Source organism: Flavobacterium sp. 270 (assembly GCF_004368785.1).
Lineage (GTDB): Bacteria > Bacteroidota > Bacteroidia > Flavobacteriales > Flavobacteriaceae > Flavobacterium.
Genome location: NZ_SODM01000001.1, coordinates 1,085,302 through 1,102,221 on the forward strand (window position 1 = coordinate 1,085,302; position 16,920 = coordinate 1,102,221).

At 34.3% G+C, this 16,920-nt stretch carries 18 protein-coding genes; 6 read left to right on the plus strand and 12 right to left on the minus strand.

The window, feature by feature from the left end; translation table 11 throughout:
* Positions 1-5: 5 nt before the first annotated feature.
* Together EV144_RS04685 and EV144_RS04690 are read right to left on the minus strand one after the other, a co-directional pair.
* Complete coding sequence (locus EV144_RS04685; RefSeq protein ID WP_134146589.1) at positions 6-464, minus strand: hypothetical protein; 459 nt, start codon at positions 462-464, stop codon at positions 6-8.
* A 68-nt stretch (positions 465-532) separates the two neighbouring features.
* Positions 533-1,123 (minus strand): TetR/AcrR family transcriptional regulator, encoded by a 591-nt coding sequence (locus EV144_RS04690; RefSeq protein ID WP_134146591.1) that lies wholly within the window; start codon positions 1,121-1,123, stop codon positions 533-535.
* 176 nt (positions 1,124-1,299) lie between these two features.
* On the opposite strand from EV144_RS04690, the gene EV144_RS04695 reads away from it, so the two are divergent.
* The 5 genes from EV144_RS04695 (at position 1,300) to hemN (ending at position 6,008) form a co-directional block, all read left to right on the plus strand.
* Positions 1,300-2,928, plus strand: a complete 1,629-nt coding sequence (locus tag EV144_RS04695) for an acyl-CoA carboxylase subunit beta (RefSeq protein ID WP_134146593.1) — start codon at positions 1,300-1,302, stop codon at positions 2,926-2,928.
* 124 nt (positions 2,929-3,052) lie between these two features.
* On the plus strand, positions 3,053-3,475 hold the full coding sequence (locus EV144_RS04700; RefSeq protein ID WP_134146595.1) for a DoxX family protein: 423 nt from the start codon (positions 3,053-3,055) through the stop codon (positions 3,473-3,475).
* Between the two features lie 110 nt (positions 3,476-3,585).
* The gene (locus EV144_RS04705) at positions 3,586-3,933 is read left to right on the plus strand and encodes a hypothetical protein (protein WP_134146597.1); all 348 of its coding nucleotides are present in this window, start codon (positions 3,586-3,588) and stop codon (positions 3,931-3,933) included.
* A 114-nt stretch (positions 3,934-4,047) separates the two neighbouring features.
* Positions 4,048-4,524 carry a hypothetical protein gene (locus EV144_RS04710; RefSeq protein ID WP_134146599.1) on the plus strand — a complete coding sequence of 159 codons (477 nt, stop codon included), beginning with the start codon at positions 4,048-4,050 and terminating at the stop codon, positions 4,522-4,524.
* Between the two features lie 119 nt (positions 4,525-4,643).
* A complete protein-coding gene (gene hemN, locus EV144_RS04715; RefSeq protein ID WP_134146601.1) occupies positions 4,644-6,008 on the plus strand; it encodes an oxygen-independent coproporphyrinogen III oxidase in 1,365 nt (454 codons plus the stop codon).
* Positions 6,009-6,010: 2 nt separating this feature from the next.
* On the opposite strand, the gene EV144_RS04720 is transcribed toward hemN, so the two are convergent.
* From EV144_RS04720 to EV144_RS04755, 8 genes are all read right to left on the minus strand, one after another.
* The gene (locus EV144_RS04720) at positions 6,011-6,712 is read right to left on the minus strand and encodes a sulfite exporter TauE/SafE family protein (protein WP_134146603.1); all 702 of its coding nucleotides are present in this window, start codon (positions 6,710-6,712) and stop codon (positions 6,011-6,013) included.
* A 4-nt stretch (positions 6,713-6,716) separates the two neighbouring features.
* Entirely contained in the window at positions 6,717-7,169 is a 453-nt protein-coding gene (locus EV144_RS04725; RefSeq protein WP_134146605.1) for a FixH family protein, read from the minus strand.
* Positions 7,170-7,181: 12 nt separating this feature from the next.
* Positions 7,182-8,600: a cytochrome c oxidase accessory protein CcoG gene (gene ccoG, locus EV144_RS04730; RefSeq protein WP_134146607.1), complete on the minus strand. Its 1,419-nt coding sequence runs from the start codon at positions 8,598-8,600 to the stop codon at positions 7,182-7,184.
* An 18-nt stretch (positions 8,601-8,618) separates the two neighbouring features.
* Positions 8,619-9,554, minus strand: coding sequence for a cbb3-type cytochrome c oxidase N-terminal domain-containing protein (locus tag EV144_RS04735; RefSeq protein WP_134146609.1), 936 nt, complete (start codon positions 9,552-9,554; stop codon positions 8,619-8,621).
* Between the two features lie 3 nt (positions 9,555-9,557).
* Entirely contained in the window at positions 9,558-9,752 is a 195-nt protein-coding gene (locus EV144_RS04740; RefSeq protein WP_134146611.1) for a CcoQ/FixQ family Cbb3-type cytochrome c oxidase assembly chaperone, read from the minus strand.
* Positions 9,753-9,759: 7 nt separating this feature from the next.
* On the minus strand, positions 9,760-11,946 hold the full coding sequence (ccoN, locus tag EV144_RS04745) for a cytochrome-c oxidase, cbb3-type subunit I (RefSeq protein WP_134146613.1): 2,187 nt from the start codon (positions 11,944-11,946) through the stop codon (positions 9,760-9,762).
* Between the two features lie 2 nt (positions 11,947-11,948).
* Entirely contained in the window at positions 11,949-12,140 is a 192-nt protein-coding gene (ccoS, locus tag EV144_RS04750) for a cbb3-type cytochrome oxidase assembly protein CcoS (protein ID WP_134146615.1), read from the minus strand.
* A 118-nt stretch (positions 12,141-12,258) separates the two neighbouring features.
* Positions 12,259-14,643: a heavy metal translocating P-type ATPase gene (locus EV144_RS04755; protein WP_134146617.1), complete on the minus strand. Its 2,385-nt coding sequence runs from the start codon at positions 14,641-14,643 to the stop codon at positions 12,259-12,261.
* A 202-nt stretch (positions 14,644-14,845) separates the two neighbouring features.
* Here EV144_RS04755 and EV144_RS04760 point away from each other — a divergent pair, with 202 nt between their 5' ends.
* Positions 14,846-15,532 (plus strand): Crp/Fnr family transcriptional regulator, encoded by a 687-nt coding sequence (locus EV144_RS04760; RefSeq protein WP_134146619.1) that lies wholly within the window; start codon positions 14,846-14,848, stop codon positions 15,530-15,532.
* Here the strand turns inward: EV144_RS04760 and mazG are convergent.
* Both mazG and EV144_RS04770 read right to left on the minus strand, forming a co-directional pair.
* The gene (gene mazG / locus EV144_RS04765) at positions 15,527-16,297 is read right to left on the minus strand and encodes a nucleoside triphosphate pyrophosphohydrolase (protein WP_134146621.1); all 771 of its coding nucleotides are present in this window, start codon (positions 16,295-16,297) and stop codon (positions 15,527-15,529) included. The two genes, EV144_RS04760 and mazG, sit on opposite strands and share 6 nt — an antisense overlap.
* A gap of 101 nt (positions 16,298-16,398) precedes the next feature.
* Positions 16,399-16,896, minus strand: a complete 498-nt coding sequence (locus tag EV144_RS04770) for a DUF5606 domain-containing protein (RefSeq protein ID WP_134146623.1) — start codon at positions 16,894-16,896, stop codon at positions 16,399-16,401.
* Positions 16,897-16,920: the final 24 nt, after the last annotated feature.

A 16,920-nucleotide genomic window follows, 5' to 3' on the forward strand; every position in this document is an offset into this window, starting at 1 on the left:
AATAATTATCTAATATAAGGTCGGTTTGCAAGCGGTGAAAATGGCCACGGAATGGCTATAAAAATGAGAAATAAGGCAATGGAAAACCAAAAAAGCATGGTTCTGAATTTCTCTCTGTCTGTTTCTTTTCGTTTAGTCAAAGCAGAACCAATTGTAATAAAAACAATTGCCGTCAGCATTAATAAAATGTGGATTATTCCGAAGAAAGTAAAATCTAAATCCTGACTGGCTTCTTTAAAATTCTTCCAAAAATATTTAACTAAAGGACTTTGCACATAAACCAATATTCCAAAAATTAACTGAATATGTGCAATCGTAGCCGTCCAATGCCGAATTAAATTATCTTTTTTGGTAAAAGACAATTGTTTTGAATAGCCTTTATAGGCGATGTAAATCGAGTATAATAAGCTCGCTAACACAAACCATCTGATAAGAGAATGGAAGAACAAAAGAGTTGAATACATTGCTTCTGGATTAAGTCAATGCAAATATATTCAAAAACATACTAAGTAGTATGTTTTTGAATTGAAATTTATTTCAAACCATTCAAATAATTCCTAAACTCTTTTAAATAAACGACATAGCAGGAATTATCATCCTGAAGTTTTCCGAAATTCCGAATTCCCCAATAGCCAGACATCATAAAAAAAGCAACTTGTCTGCCATTTACATCTTTTCTTATCAATCCAGAATCCTGTCCTTTTATAACCGCTTTTTCGATATTTTCTATCCATAGATTTACAAGTTCAGAAAGTGCCTGGCTGAATTTAGTATTCCAGGGTGTCATTTCCTGCGTTAGATTTCCAACCGGACATCCGTATTTTACCTGCAAAAAAGGATCTTCAAGCAACAAATAAGAAATCATATTGTAAAAATCATCGATTGGATTTACGGAACTTTTTGCCGGATTTATAAAACTTTCCAGCATTGTTGGTCGTAGGATTTCATCAATAATCGCGATTCCCATTTCATCTTTATTTTTAAAATGGTAATAAAAAGCCCCTTTTGTAACCTGCGTATTGGCAATAATATCATCAATGCTAGTGGTCTGATATCCTTTAGAATAAATCAATTCAAAAGCTTTATTAAGAATCGTAAGTCGTGTATTGGCTGCTTTAGACATAAAAAATACTAATTAGTATGAAAAAACAAATTAAAGCAAAAAAAAGGACTTAACACTAACAGCCCAATTTTAGAATTGATTACTAAAAAGTATCTATTTAAAAATTCAGGAATCTCATTTATTTCAATTGATTTTGTAAATTAGCCAAGACTATTTTGTAAAAACATCAATTTCTTATGGATTTAAACTTCAATAAAAACGAAGATCACAATAAACTATTACTTTCTGATTTAAAACTAAAATTTGCCAAAGTAAAATTGGGCGGAGGCGAAAAACGTATTGCAAAACTTCATGGCGAAGGAAAAATGACAGCCCGCGAACGTATTGCTTATTTATTGGACGAAAATTCTAAAAGCATCGAAATTGGTGGTTTTGCCGGAGAAGGAATGTATGCCGAACACGGCGGTTGTCCGTCTGGCGGCGTAGTTGTAAAAATAGGATACATAAAAGGAAAACAATGTATTGTAGTCGCAAATGATGCTACTGTAAAAGCCGGTGCCTGGTTCCCGATTACGGGAAAGAAAAATTTACGCGCTCAGGAAATTGCAATGGAAAACAGACTGCCAATTATCTATTTGGTTGACAGCGCTGGGGTTTATCTTCCGATGCAGGATGAAATTTTTCCTGATAAGGAACACTTCGGACGCATTTTTAGAAATAATGCTCAAATGAGCAGTATGGGAATTACGCAGATTGCGGCCGTAATGGGAAGCTGTGTTGCCGGCGGTGCTTATCTGCCTATCATGAGCGACGAAGCACTGATTGTAGATAAAACAGGAAGTATTTTCCTTGCCGGAAGTTATTTGGTAAAAGCCGCCATTGGCGAAACTATTGATAATGAAACTTTAGGCGGTGCAACAACACATTGCGAAATTTCGGGCGTTACAGATTATAAAGCAAAAGATGATAAAGATGCTTTAGATAAAATAAAAAACATTGTAGATAAAATTGGCGATTTTGATAAAGCAGGTTACAGCCGAATTAAAGCCGAAAAACCTGCTCTGGAACCAAAAGATATATACGGAATCCTGCCGAAAGCCAGAAACGAACAATACGATATGATGGAAATCATTAATCGTTTGGTTGACAATTCAGAATTTGAAGCGTATAAAGAAGGTTACGGACAATCTTTAATTACAGGTTACGCCAGAATCGACGGCTGGGCAGTTGGTATTGTGGCCAATCAGCGAAAAGTGGTAAAAACCAAAAAGGGCGAAATGCAGTTTGGCGGTGTTATTTATTCTGACAGTGCCGACAAAGCAACGCGTTTTATTGCCAATTGCAACCAGAAAAAAATTCCTTTGGTATTTGTACAAGATGTAACCGGTTTTATGGTTGGATCAAAATCAGAACATGGCGGTATTATTAAGGATGGTGCCAAAATGGTAAATGCCGTAAGTAATTCTGTAGTTCCAAAATTTACTGTTATTGTCGGAAACTCTTATGGCGCAGGAAATTATGCCATGTGCGGAAAAGCTTATGATCCGAGATTAATTTTCGCATGGCCAAGTGCAGAATTGGCGGTAATGGGCGGTACTCAGGCTGCAAAAGTGTTAGCACAAATTGAAGCTTCTTCGCTTAAAGCGAAAGGAGAAATCGTTGATGAAGCCAAAGAAGCAGAATTATTCAATAAAATAAAAGCGCGTTACGACGAGCAGACTTCACCGTATTATGCTGCTTCGAGATTATGGACCGATGCTATTATTGATCCTCTGGATACAAGAACCTGGATCTCAATGGGAATCGAAGCTGCCAACCACGCTCCTATCACAAAACCTTTTAATCTGGGTGTAATTCAGGTATAGATTCTAAAATTAACAAACGCGTTAAAAATTTAGTAAAAAACTCATTTTCAGTGACATAAAATTAAATATATCATAAAAAGTTAGTAACTTTATTATGAATAATTTTTTAATCAAATGTAGTATCATGGAAAATGTAAAAAGTTTGAATAAATGGGCAAATTCGCACACTTATTTACCAGTAGATTTGGTACGTATTGTTTTGGGTGTTTTTTTATTTATGAAAGGTGTTTCGTTTGTCACCAACGTACAATACCTGCATGATTTAATTTCTCCAATCGATCAGTTTGGCGGCGGTATGTTTTTATTGCATTACATCGCTCCTGCACACATGATTGGCGGTATAATGATTGTTTTTGGATTACTCACCCGTTGGGCAATTGCAGCGCAGTTGCCAGTGCTATTTGGTGCAGTCCTTATAAATTTTATGGGACATATGCATTCTGAAAGCTTAATTTTAGCACTCGTAGTTTTATGCGTTTGCATTTTCTTCTTATTTTACGGAGGTGGAAAACACTCAGCAGATTACTACTTTAAAATGCAGCAATAAAAAAATTATCCTCAACTTAAAAAGTTGAGGATAAAAATCAGCATTTTTTAGAATGTTAATTAATTCTTTAAAATTTCGTTTTTTCTGTTTTATGAGCTAAATTCGCCACCATGAATTGGATTCGTAAGACCGTAATTTTTGTATCCCTTGTGATCATGACTTTTTTTGCTTCGCAAGCAGGAGATTCGGCCATACAAATTGTTGAAAAACAAAAAACCGATACCAATTTTTCTAAAGATATTGCCGATTCTCAGGCCTTTATTCAGCCTCAGGCAAGTTATCATTTTGCAGCAAACATCAAAACAAACTATCTTGGTGTAACCAAATGGTTTGATTCTTTATTGTTTGTTGTACCACAGCATCAAGTTGTAAACACAGTATCAAACTTTGCATACCAATTTTTTACGCAGAGCAAAAAAGTACTGTTATTGCTCTACGCATTCCATTTTTTCTGGTAAATAAATAATGAATTCCAGTCACTGGAAGAATGCTTTTCTTCTGGTCATTTAATCTTTTTCAATTCGAAAAAGATTTACTCTCATTATCATTTTATCACATTTAAAAGAACAAAAATGGAAACAAGTATTGTCCTCATCGGGCTTGCAATTGCTCTTATAGTAGCAATTCCCGTATATTTTTCTGCACGATCGAACGCTGCAAGCAAATCAAAAATTTTAGATATTAAAAAGAGATTCAATCCGGCACATCCGGAGAACTTTGACTTAACAGAATCTCAAAGCAATAAAACCTTAACAATTGATCAGAAAAACAAAAAATTTATTCTGATGAATTTCAATCCAAATCAGCAGGAATCAATCTTTGTCGATTTGAATACCATATCATCCTGCAAACTCATTCCAACCACAGATTCACATTCTGATACCATCATAAAGATTGATTTTGAATTTCAGGAAAAAGACACATCAAAAAAAATCACGATTCCTTTTTATGATTTTGATGATGACCGCATCAAACAAATAAGTGTCTATCAAGACCATATGTTTGCAAAAAAATGGCTTAAAATCATCCAAGATTCTATTTCACGTTAGTTATTTAATTCAATAAAAGAGGCTCAATTTGAGTCTCTTTTTTTTGCTTAATACATGACATTTGTCATTTTATTCTTTTGGCACATATTTTAATTTTGATGTAAACTAAATCCGTCATTATGAAAATTTCGCTGACTCAAAAATACAATGTTCCCGGCCCCAGATATACGAGTTATCCAACGGTACCGTATTGGAACGAAGCAAATTTTACATCAGAAAAATGGACAGCTTCTTTTCAGAAAGCATTTTTAGAAAGTAACTCAGAAAACGGAATTAGTTTATACATTCACCTGCCTTTCTGCGAAAGCATGTGTACATTTTGCGGTTGCAACAAACGTATTACAAAAAATCATTCTGTAGAAGAAACCTACATCAAAGCCGTTCTTAAAGAATGGAGTTTGTATTGCAAATTACTTCCCGAAAAACCTCTTATAAAAGAAATACATTTGGGCGGCGGAACTCCCACTTTTTTCTCTACAAATAATTTGGAACATCTTATAAATGGAATTTTCAGCTATGCTAATAAAGCTCCAGATTATGAATTTAGTTTTGAAGGACATCCTAATAATACAACTTACGAACAACTCCAGAAATTATACAATTTAGGCTTTCGCCGAGTGAGTTTTGGCGTTCAGGATTATGCAGAAAAAGTACAAAAAGCTATACATAGAATTCAGCCTTTTCATAACGTGGCAAAAGTTACTTTTTGGGCAAAAGAAATAGGTTATACTTCTATTGGTCATGATATTATTTTTGGTCTGCCCTATCAAACTATTGAAAATGTTGTGGATACGATCGAAAAAACAAATTCATTAAAACCAGACCGACTTGCATTTTACAGTTACGCACATGTGCCGTGGATTAAAGGAAACGGACAACGAGGTTTTAATGAAGAAAACCTGCCAAAAGATGCTGAAAAAAGAAAGTTATACGAAATTGGAAAACAATTACTTTCTCAAAACGGTTATCACGAAATCGGGATGGATCATTTTGCTTTAACTTCTGACAGCCTTTATAAAGCAGCGCAAAATAAAAAAATGCACCGAAATTTTATGGGTTACAGCGCTTCTAAAACACAGCTTATGATTGGATTAGGTGTTTCTTCTATTAGCGACAGCTGGTACAGTTTTGCTCAAAATACCAAAAATCTCGAAGATTATTATCAATTGTTAGAATGGGATAAAATTCCGGTTGTAAAAGGTCATATTCTAAACGAAGAAGATTTAATTATCAGAAAACATATTCTGAATTTAACCTGTCAGCTTGAGACTTCCTGGAATAGTAATTCTCTTTATTTTAAAGAAATTGATGCTGTTTTAGAAAATTTAGAAGAAATAGAAAATGATGGTTTAATTATAATTGAAGAAGGAAAACTCATTATTACGGAAGCTGGAAGACCTTTTGTGCGTAATATTTGTATGGCTTTTGATTTGCATTTAAAAAGAAAATCACCAGAAACCAATTTGTTTTCCATGACGGTTTAAGTTTAATGACAATTTGGAGTTGGCTGAACAAATAAACTCATATTTGAAGGTGAAATATAAGGAATTCCTAAACCCAAACCTCTCAGAATAAACAATACACCTATAATCACGGCTGCATAAGGAATTGCCTTTTGGATTTTATTTCTAAAAGGCATTCTTATTAATGAATTAATGTAAACTACAATAGTCATTAACGGCACCGTTCCTAATCCGAATAAAAGCATATACAAAACTCCAAAACTGGCGCTTTGCATTGCGATTGCACCAAACAAAGCGATGTAAACCATACCGCAGGGTAAAAATCCATTTAACAAACCAATAGTAAAAATAGATTTATAAGTTCTGCTTTTAAATTGACTGCCTAGACTTGATTTTATTTTGGCGATGATTTTATAAACTGGTTTAGAAAAGTTGTACTGCGCAAAAGTTTTTTCTGGAATTAAAACCACAATTATCATGGCTAAACCAATAAATATAGACATTTTCTGCTGTATTCCGGCAAGAAAAAAACCTCTGCCAAGTAAACCAAAAATTAAACCAATTACCGCATAAGCCGACAATCGGCCTAAATGATAGGTTATGATTTGAGTAACTCTTTTGGCTTCATTTTTACGATCTACAGGAAGCATCATAGCAATTGGCCCGCACATTCCGATACAGTGCAGACTACTAATAAGACCTAATATAAAAGCAGAATACAGCATTTTTTTAGTTTACATAAATTACTTCTTTCGTCAGGTATTTTTTGCCGGCGTACTGCCATTCCATATTAATATCCCAACGCCCTTTTATAAGTTTGTTTTGTGGAATAACTAAAGCGCTATTTGTTAAGGCAATTGATGTATTAAAGTCAAATTTTTTGTTTGACGGACGATACAACAATACATTTCCTTTTATTTTATCACTTTCAAATGTTGCTGGAAAAGCTATTTTCACTCCTTCAGTATTTTTATAAGTAATCGAAGGTTTTTGCTGTAAATCATGTGCATTCTGAATACGCGCCATTTCTTCCTGAAAATGCGAATCGTGTTTGTAATATTCTTCAACAACCAAATCATTATCGTATTTACTATTTGACTGTACTTCAAAAACAAAATATAAAATAAAGGTCATAAATAATGCAAACGCAATGACAATTCCTGTTCCCCAATTAATTTTCATAATCTTCTTTTTTTAGTTAAAACTTCGTGGTCCTAAAAAGTTTGTTGTGGTAGTTTCAATCAGGTTTTTGCCGTTATAAATTCCAATTTTCACTTTGGTTTTATCACTTTCAAGCAATGCCTGATCTATTTCTATAAATAAAGTTCCTTGTGAGATTCCTTCTTTTATAACTTTAAAATGCGTGTTACCCACATTTTTTATGCTTCCTTTTTGATCGATTAATTCAAAATGTATATCCTGAAAATCTTTCATTGTTTTGTTGACAATTTTATACGTATAAACATTACTGATTTTATCTCCTTTGTGCTGAAATAACTGTCCCGGTAAGCGCAAAACAATAGCTTGTACATCGTTTCTTAAGAACAACATGCCGACAAAAACGCTCAATAAAATACATAAAACCGCAGTGTAGCCTTTCATTCTGGCAGTAAACTTAAACGGCTCTTTTTTCTCTATTTCATCTTCAGAAGCGTAACGTATAAGTCCTCTTGGTAAACCAACAGAATCCATTATATGATCGCATTCATCTATACAAGCGGTACAGTTGGTACATTCTAACTGTGTTCCGTTTCTAATGTCAATTCCCATTGGGCAGACATGTACGCATTGATGGCAATCGATACAATCTCCTTTTCCGGTTAAGGCTCTGTCTTCTTTTTTACTGAATTTTGCACGGCCTTCTTCTTTTTCGCCACGTACAAAATCATAAGCAACATTAATTGATTTGTTGTCTAAAAGTACGCCCTGCAAACGTCCGTATGGACAGGCAATAATGCAAACCTGCTCACGAAACCATACAAAAACAAAGTAAAAAACACTGGTAAAAATAAGTAGGGCAATAAAATTACTCGATTGCGCAATTGGCCCTTCTTCAATCATTAAAAACAATTGATCACTCCCGACTAAGTAAGCTAAGAAGACATTGGCAATACCAAAAGAAATAAGGAAAAAGATTGTCCATTTTAGGGTTCTTTTTCTAATCTTTTCTCCGTTCCATTCCTGTTTAGACAAGCGCAGCTGAGAACCGCGATCACCGTCTATCCAGTATTCTATTCGGCGGAAAACCATTTCTAAAAATATAGTCTGGGGACAAATCCATCCACAAAAAATTCTTCCAAAAACAACTGTGAACAAGATGATAAAAACAACTCCTACGAGCATTGATATCACAAATAGATAAAAGTCCTGGGGCCAAAAAGGAAATCCAAAGATGTTAAATCGACGTTCTATAATGTTGAACATCATAAATTGATTTCCGTTAACTTTTATAAATGGATTTGCAACCAGAATAGCTAATAAAACATAGCTTACTATTTTTCTATAATCGTAAAATTTACCAGACGGCTTTTTAGGAAAAATGAACTTTCTTTTACCGCCTTCATCAATTGTTCCGATGGTATCTCTAAATGCTTCGTCTGGTAAATTTGACATGATATGGTATTATTGGTATTATTTTACTTGTGTAGTATCTGCAGTTTTTTTGCCTGCAGTCTCTTTTTTTGGAGCACTGTCATCAACCCAAATCTCACCATCTGGTGCTTTTGGATCTTTTGGATTGCTTCCTTGCAATGACAAAATATAACTTGCCACTTTCTGAATTTCTTTTGGTTTTAAAGTTCCTTTCCAGGAAATCATTCCTTTTCCGTCACGTCCTCCGTTGGTAATAGTGTGGAATAAATTTTTAATTCCTCCACCTAAAATCCAATGATCGTCTGTTAAGTTTGGCCCGATTTGTCCGCCGGCATCGGCGCGGTGGCAGGCAGCACAGTTTGTTGTAAAAATTACTTTCCCAGCTGCTAAATCTGCTTCATCAGTTAATAAAACAACCGTTTTTTCATCCATTAAATCTGGTGCTGTTTTCAAGTATTCTTCAACATCTACTTTAGCCTGAGCCATTTCCATTTTTAATTCTGTTTCCTGATCATTTCCTCCAAACAATTCGTAACGGGCAACATAAATAACTCCAAAAATGATACAGATATAGAATAAATACACCCACCACGGCGGTAAGTTATTGTCTAATTCTTTGATTCCGTCATAATCATGGTCCATTAGCAAATCGCCTTCTCTTTCTATAGGCTGCGTTTTGGTCAGTTTTTGCATCAAGTTTTTGTACCATTCTCTTTCATTAAAACTCAAACTATTTTCATGTTCTAGTTTGGCTTTTTCTTCTGGTGTCATTAATTGATACATGACACGGTTTACAGCATTTAATGTAATTTCTATTGCGATTAAAACGAATAAAAAGACAACTAAAAAAACCGAAAGCATTGGGTATTTTATAAATGCAGGACGATCTCCTGAATCAATAAAATATTCCATTAAACCAAAAACGATGAAGAAAATCACTGGGACTCTTACATATACTGGAAAAAACTTTTTCATTTTTTATCTATCTTTTGAAGTTATAATAAGTCCTTCATCCAAAGGAATTTCGCTCATTTCTCTAATCTTGTCTTTTTTATAGGAGAACACCCAAAAGGCTAAGCCCACAAAGAAGAAAAAGAATATTAGCAGAGAGAGTATCGGGTAAATTTCTATACCCGATATAGTCTCCATATTGTGTTTAATTTGTTCAAACATAGCGCTGTTATTTAGCTGTTTCTTTTACTTTTATATCAGTACCCAATCTTTGGATGTAAGCAATAAGAGCTACAATTTCACGCTCATTCATCGGAATGAATTTTTCGCCTTGCGCTGCTGCTTTTTTCTTGCTGTCCTCATAACTTTTTACAAAATCAGGATCGTTTTCTAAACTTTTTTCTATCGAAATTGCCTGTGTTCTTAATGCTTGCTGCGCATTTGCAATTTCAGCTTCAGAATACGGAACACCAAGTGAAACCATTGCCTGCATTTTCTTTTGCGTTAAAGAAATATCCATTGGTTTGTTATCAAACAACCATTTGTAACCTGGCATAATTGAACCTGCTGAAATACTTTGCGGACTCCAGAAGTGATTGAAATGCCAGTTGTCGTTATACTTCCCTCCAACTCTTAATAAATCTGGTCCTGTACGTTTTGATCCCCAAAGGAATGGATGATCGTATACAAATTCACCTGCTTTTGATTGTGGCCCATAACGTTCAACTTCACTTCTAAATGGACGTACTGATTGTGAGTGACAACCAACACAACCTTCACGGATGTATAAATCACGTCCTTCAAGTTCTAATGGCGTATATGGTTTTACACTGCTTATTGTCGGAATATTTGATTTGACCATAATCGTTGGCACGATCTGAATAATACCACCAATTAGAATCGCAATTGTAGCTAAAATGGTCAACTGAATTGGTTTTCTTTCTAACCAAGAGTGGAATTTTTCGCCTCTAATTCTATTACTGCTGATTCTTTGTAAAGCTGGAGCCTGAGCCAATTCGTCTTCGATAGTTTCACCAGCTCTAACTGTCATTATGATATTGTAAACCAATGTCAGCATACCTATAAGGTATAAACTACCACCAATTGCTCTCATCCAATACATTGGCATAATCTGCGTAACGGTTTCAAGGAAATTTCCGTAAGTTAAAGTTCCGTCTGGATTAAACTGTTTCCACATAGAAGCTTGCAGAAAACCTGCAACATACATTGGTACCGTATATAATATAATTCCTAAAGTACCAATCCAGAAATGGAAGTTGGCTAATTTTTTAGAGAATAAATTGCTTTTTGTCATTCTTGGAATCAACCAATAAATAATACCAAAAGACATAAATCCGTTCCAAGCTAAAGCACCTACGTGTACGTGTGCAATAATCCAGTCTGTATAATGCGCGATAGCGTTTACATTTTTAAGCGATAACATTGGACCTTCAAAAGTTGCCATTCCGTATCCGGTAATTGCTACTACGAAGAATTTTAAAACTGGTTCTTCACGAACTTTATCCCACGCGCCTCTTAAAGTTAAAAGTCCATTGATCATACCTCCCCAAGATGGAGCGATAAGCATTACAGAAAATGCTACACCTAAATTTTGAGCCCAGTTTGGTAAGGCTGAATATAATAAATGGTGCGGTCCTGCCCAGATATAAATAAAAATTAAAGACCAAAAGTGAATAATAGACAAACGGTAAGAGTAAACGGGTCTGTTGGCTACTTTTGGAATAAAGTAATACATTAATCCCAAGAACGGAGTCGTTAAGAAAAACGCTACTGCATTATGTCCGTACCACCATTGTACCAAAGCATCCTGAACTCCTGCGTAAACAGAATAACTTTTTAGTGCCGAAACCGGAATTTCGATATTATTAAAAATATGCAATACAGCTACGGTTACAAATGTTGCCAGATAAAACCAAATTGCTACATATAAATGGCGCTCTCTACGGCGAAGCATTGTACCAATCATATTGATACCCATTATTACCCAGATTAATGCAATTGCAATATCTATTGGCCATTCTAGTTCGGCATATTCTTTTGATGAAGTATAACCTAAAGGAAGCGTAATGGCTGCAGCAACGATAATAAGCTGCCATCCCCAGAAATGGGCATTACTTAAAAAGTCACTAAACATTCTGGCTTTTAGCAATCTTTGCATCGAATAATACATACCCGCAAAAAAGGCATTACCTACAAAGGCAAAAATTACTGCATTGGTGTGCAATGGCCTTAATCGGCCGTAACTCAGCCACGAAATCCCATCTGTCATGTTGGGAAAAAGGTACATAACCGCTAAGGTCAGCCCCACTAACATACCCACAACCCCAAACAGGATGGTGGCGTAAATGAACTTTTTTACAATTTTGTTGTCGTAATAAAACTGTTCCATTTCCATAATTATACTTGTTTTTCTTCTGTTTTTGATTTCTTGTCTTGAGAGGGAAATTTAGTTTCGTCATCAAAAAGCATTCTGACCGAAGGCGTATAATCATCATCGTACTGTCCAGATTTGACAGCGACTATAAAAGCAATAAAGAAGCCTATTGCCACGAAAATACTTACTGTGATTAATAGATAAATGACACTCATAACTTAAAATTGTGTTAACAAAATTATAAGGTAAGAGGCGAATAAAATATGATATTTATCATGCGTAGAGAAGAATGTTAAAATTAAAAAAAATATCAATACATTTATCGATATTTAATCATAATTTTCTCTTGCTGAAGTAGTTAGACATAAAAGTCACAAAACTTACAATCGTAATTGTACTCAAAGGCATTATAATAGCAGCAACCAGCGGCAGAAGATTTCCGGTAACGGCAAATGCAAGACCTATAACGTTGTACAGCAATGATAAAGCAAAACTCATTTTGATAATTAAAATGGCTTTGTGAGATAATTTTAAAAAGTAATTGAGACGCGAAAATTCGCTTGCATCTAAAATAGCATCACAGGCAGGAGAAAAAACATTGACATTTTCTGAGATCGAAATACCAACATTACTTTGAGCCAAAGCTCCGGCGTCGTTTAAACCGTCTCCGACCATCATAACGTTTTGTCCGTTTTGCTGGAGTTTTTTTATAAAATCAAGTTTTTGTTCGGGTTTCTGATTGAATATCAGCTCTGTGCCTTTGGGTAGAATATTTTCTAAATTGCCTCTTTCGCCATCATTATCTCCCGAAAGTACCTTTATTTGATAGTCTTTACTAAGCGTGGCAAAGAGCTTTTCTAAACCTTCTCTATATTGGTTTTCGAAAAGAAATTTCCCGTAATAAACATCATTTATTTTAATGTGAAGTGATGTTCTTTCTATTTCTGATGAATCTAAAACTGGACTTTCGACAAATTTTCCAGAACCAATTTTAATTGATGCATTTTCGGCGAAAGCTAAAATTCCTTTTCCGGTTATTTCCTCAAAATCGTCAATTTTGATTTTCTTTGTTTCTGGCAGAAAATCATACAGCATCCGGCTTAATGGATGGTTGGAAGCGCGAAGTGTATTTTTTATTAATATAAAATCTTCATCAGAAATTACAGTTCCTTCGTAGGTAATATTCGATTTTTTATTGGTTGTAATTGTTCCTGTTTTATCAAAAACGATCGTATTAACTTTTGCCAATTGTTCTATTACTAAAGCATTTTTGAGATACAATTTCTGTTTGCCTAAAATCCTTAAAATGTTTCCAAAAGTAAATGGCGCAGTTAACGCTAATGCACACGGACAAGCAACAATTAATACAGCTGTAAAGACATTAAAAGCAGTATTAGCATCAAAAAATATCCAATAACCAAATCCTGCAAAGGCAATTAAAAGCAAAATGGGCGTAAAATATCGGCTTATCGTATCGGTAATCGTTTTGTGTTTTTGGTCTACATTTTTCTGGAAAATCTCATTACTCCATAACTGCGTCAAATAACTTTGAGAAACAGAATGTAAAACTTCCATTTCTACAACTTTACCAATTTGTTTTCCGCCGGCAAATATTTTATCACCAGATTTTTTGGTAATTGGCACGGCTTCACCAGTCACAAAACTATAATCAATTTCGGCGCTTTCGCTGATTAAAATTCCATCAACGGGAATTAGCTCCTGATTTCTGATTAATAATCGATTTCCTTTTTCGACATCATAAATGGGAAGATTTTCTTCTGATGAATCTGGATTTATTCTGGTAACAGCAATTGGAAAATAGGATTTAAAATCACGTTCGAAACTTAAAAAACTATAGGTTTTTATTTGAAACATTTTTCCTAGTAACATAAAAAATACAAGGCCGGCCATACTGTCGAAAAATCCTGAACCGTAATTCATTACAATATCATAAGTACTTCGTACAAACATAATAATGATTCCTAAGGCAATAGGAATATCTATGTTTAACATTCTGGATTTAATGCTTTTATAAGCCGAAATATAATAACCGCTCGCAGAATATAAAAAGCTTGGCAAAGCCAGAATAAAAATTAAACCTCTAAAAAACGGTTTGTAATTATCGAGCCAAAATTCTTTTATTTCAAAATATTCGGGAAAAGACAACAGCATTATATTACCGAAGCAGAAAAAGGCAACACCAAGTTTATAAGTCAGACTTCTGTCGACATTGTTTTTACCTGTTTCGTAATTTTCTAAACTAATATAAGGTTCATAACCTATTGAACTTAATGTGTAAACGATAGTTTTAAGCGAAACCTGATCTGAATCGTAGGTTATACGTACTTTTTTCTCGGGAAAATTAACTTGAGAAATGTTTATGCCGGGTTGAATTCGGCTAAGATTTTCGAGAATCCAAATACAAGAACTGCAATGAATATGGGGAATATTTAAGGATACAATTGCGGTGTTTCCTTCTTGAAATTCTAGTATTTTGGAGCGTATCGCTTCGTTTTCTAAAAAATCGTATTTGCCTTGTATGTCTTGTGGCGTCGCTCCGGGAGATTTTGCAAAATCGTAATATGAGGTTAAATCGTGGCTGCTAAAAATTTCGTAAACTGTTTTACAGCCGTTGCAGCAAAAAAGTTTTTCATCAAAATGTATTTCTTCATTTTCATCAATGGCCAGACCGCAATGATAGCAATTTTGCGCACTCATAATTTGTTTTTTTAATGATGCAAAGGTCAAAACAACACCTTATTATAAACATGATAATTATCATTGCATATTTAAATTGAATTCTAATTTAAGCAAATAAAATATCGAAATCACAACGATTTGTATTTTCTTTATAAATTTAATAGAGATTAAGGCGTAAAACTCCGAATAATGCTTAATTTTGCAGCAAACAAATCTTGTCATGAATAAATGTGATCAATGCATTGTAAGACAGCTAAGCTCATTAAAAGCCCTTAATAAAGAAGAAGTAATACAACTAGCGAATAGCAAGACTACTTATACTATTAAAAAAGGAGAAGCTATTTTTGAGGAAGGAGAAGTAACCAATGGTGTTTTTTGTATAAAAGACGGAGTTGGAAAACTCTCTAAATTAAGTGCTAACGGCAAAGACCAGATTGTAAAACTGGTTAAGTCGGGAGAACTTTTAGGACAGCGCTCTATGATTAGTAATGAGCCTGCCAACTTATCTGCAAAAGCGATTGCTGATATGGAAGTTTGTTTTATTCCTAAAACCGAAATCTTAACTTTTTTCAACAACAACAATCAGTTTTCTTTAAACATGATGCAGTCTGTCTGCGAGGATTTAAAAGAATCTGAAAACGATAAAATTGCTTTAGTTCAAAAAACGGTAAAACAAAGATTGGCAGAAACTTTATTGGAACTGCACGATAATTTTGGCGAAAATGCTGATCATACGCTGAAAGTACAACTTACAAGAGAAGAATTGGCGGGAATAATTGGAACTGCAACTGAAAGCTGTATCCGATTATTATCTGATTTTAATAAACTGGAACTTATTGAATTATCTGGTAAAAAAATTATACTTAAAGACGTAAGAGCTTTAAAAAAACTGGCTGAGCAGTTATAGTTTTTTAGCTTCATTCCAAAATACATCCATTTCGGCTAAAGTCATATCCATTAAAGGTTTTCCTAATTCGCCGGCTTTTGATTCTAAGTATTGAAAACGTTTTATAAATTTTTTATTGGTGCGTTCTAACGCATCCTCCGGGTTCACATTTAGAAAACGGGCGTAATTGATCATCGAGAATAAAACATCGCCAAATTCAGCTTCTATTTTATCCTGATCTCCGGCTCTTACTTCTTCCTGAAGTTCTTCGAGTTCTTCTTGTACTTTATCCCAAACCTGATGCGGTTCTTCCCAATCAAAACCAACACCTTTTACTTTGTCCTGAATTCTACTTGCTTTTACTAATGCAGGTAAACTTCTTGGAACGCCTTCTAAAACTGATTTTTTGCCTTCTTTAAGCTTCAGTTTTTCCCAGTTTTGTTTTACTTCTTCTTCGTCTTTCACGACAGTGTCACTGTAAATGTGTGGATGACGGTGAATTAGTTTTTCGCAGATTTCATTGCATACATCTGCAATGTCAAAATCATTGGTTTCACTGCCTATTTTGGCATAAAAAACAATATGCAGCAACAAATCTCCCAATTCTTTTTTTACTTCGTTTAAATCATTATCCAAAATAGCATCTCCAAGTTCGTAAGTTTCTTCAATCGTAAGATGTCTTAAGGTTTGCAACGTCTGCTTTTTATCCCACGGACATTGTTCACGAAGTTCATCCATGATAATTAATAATCTTTCGAAAGCCTTAAGTTGAAGTTCTTTGCTCATTTTATTGAAGTATTTTGATTTTATAACCTATGTGTAAAAGTAAAAAATCCTGTCAAGAAAACATCTTAACAGGATTATTATATTTTGAATGTAACTAATTACTATTCTTCTTTTTTAGTAGCTGCTTTTTTCGCTGGAGCCTTTTTTGCCGGCGCTTTTTTAGCTTTTTCTTCTACAACTGGAGTTTCTTCTTTAGCTTCTGCTGCAGCCGGAGCTAAATCTGTTACTAATCCTTTTGCCTGAAGTGTGTTGTACCAGTTTAGTACTTTTTTGATATCTGAAGGATAAACTCTTTCTTCGTCATAATCAGGTAAAATTTCTTTAAAGTAAGCTGCCAGTGTAGCGTTGTCTTCTTTGTGAGAGATTGCTTGTCCTTTATTTTCCTTAGTAGCAATAAGTTTCATTACTTCGGTCAATGGTTTTTCGCCACCATGCGTATAAATCGAAATTTCAGATAATAAACTTACATTACTTTTTAAGCTTACAGTGATTTTTTTACCATCTGTTAATGATTCTGCTACAAATCCTGTACGAGTCTGCACCTTCAATTCGTATAAACCTGGTTTCCCAGAAACAGCTAATATTTTTTCTAAATTCATGTTTATTATAATTTGTATTAAGAA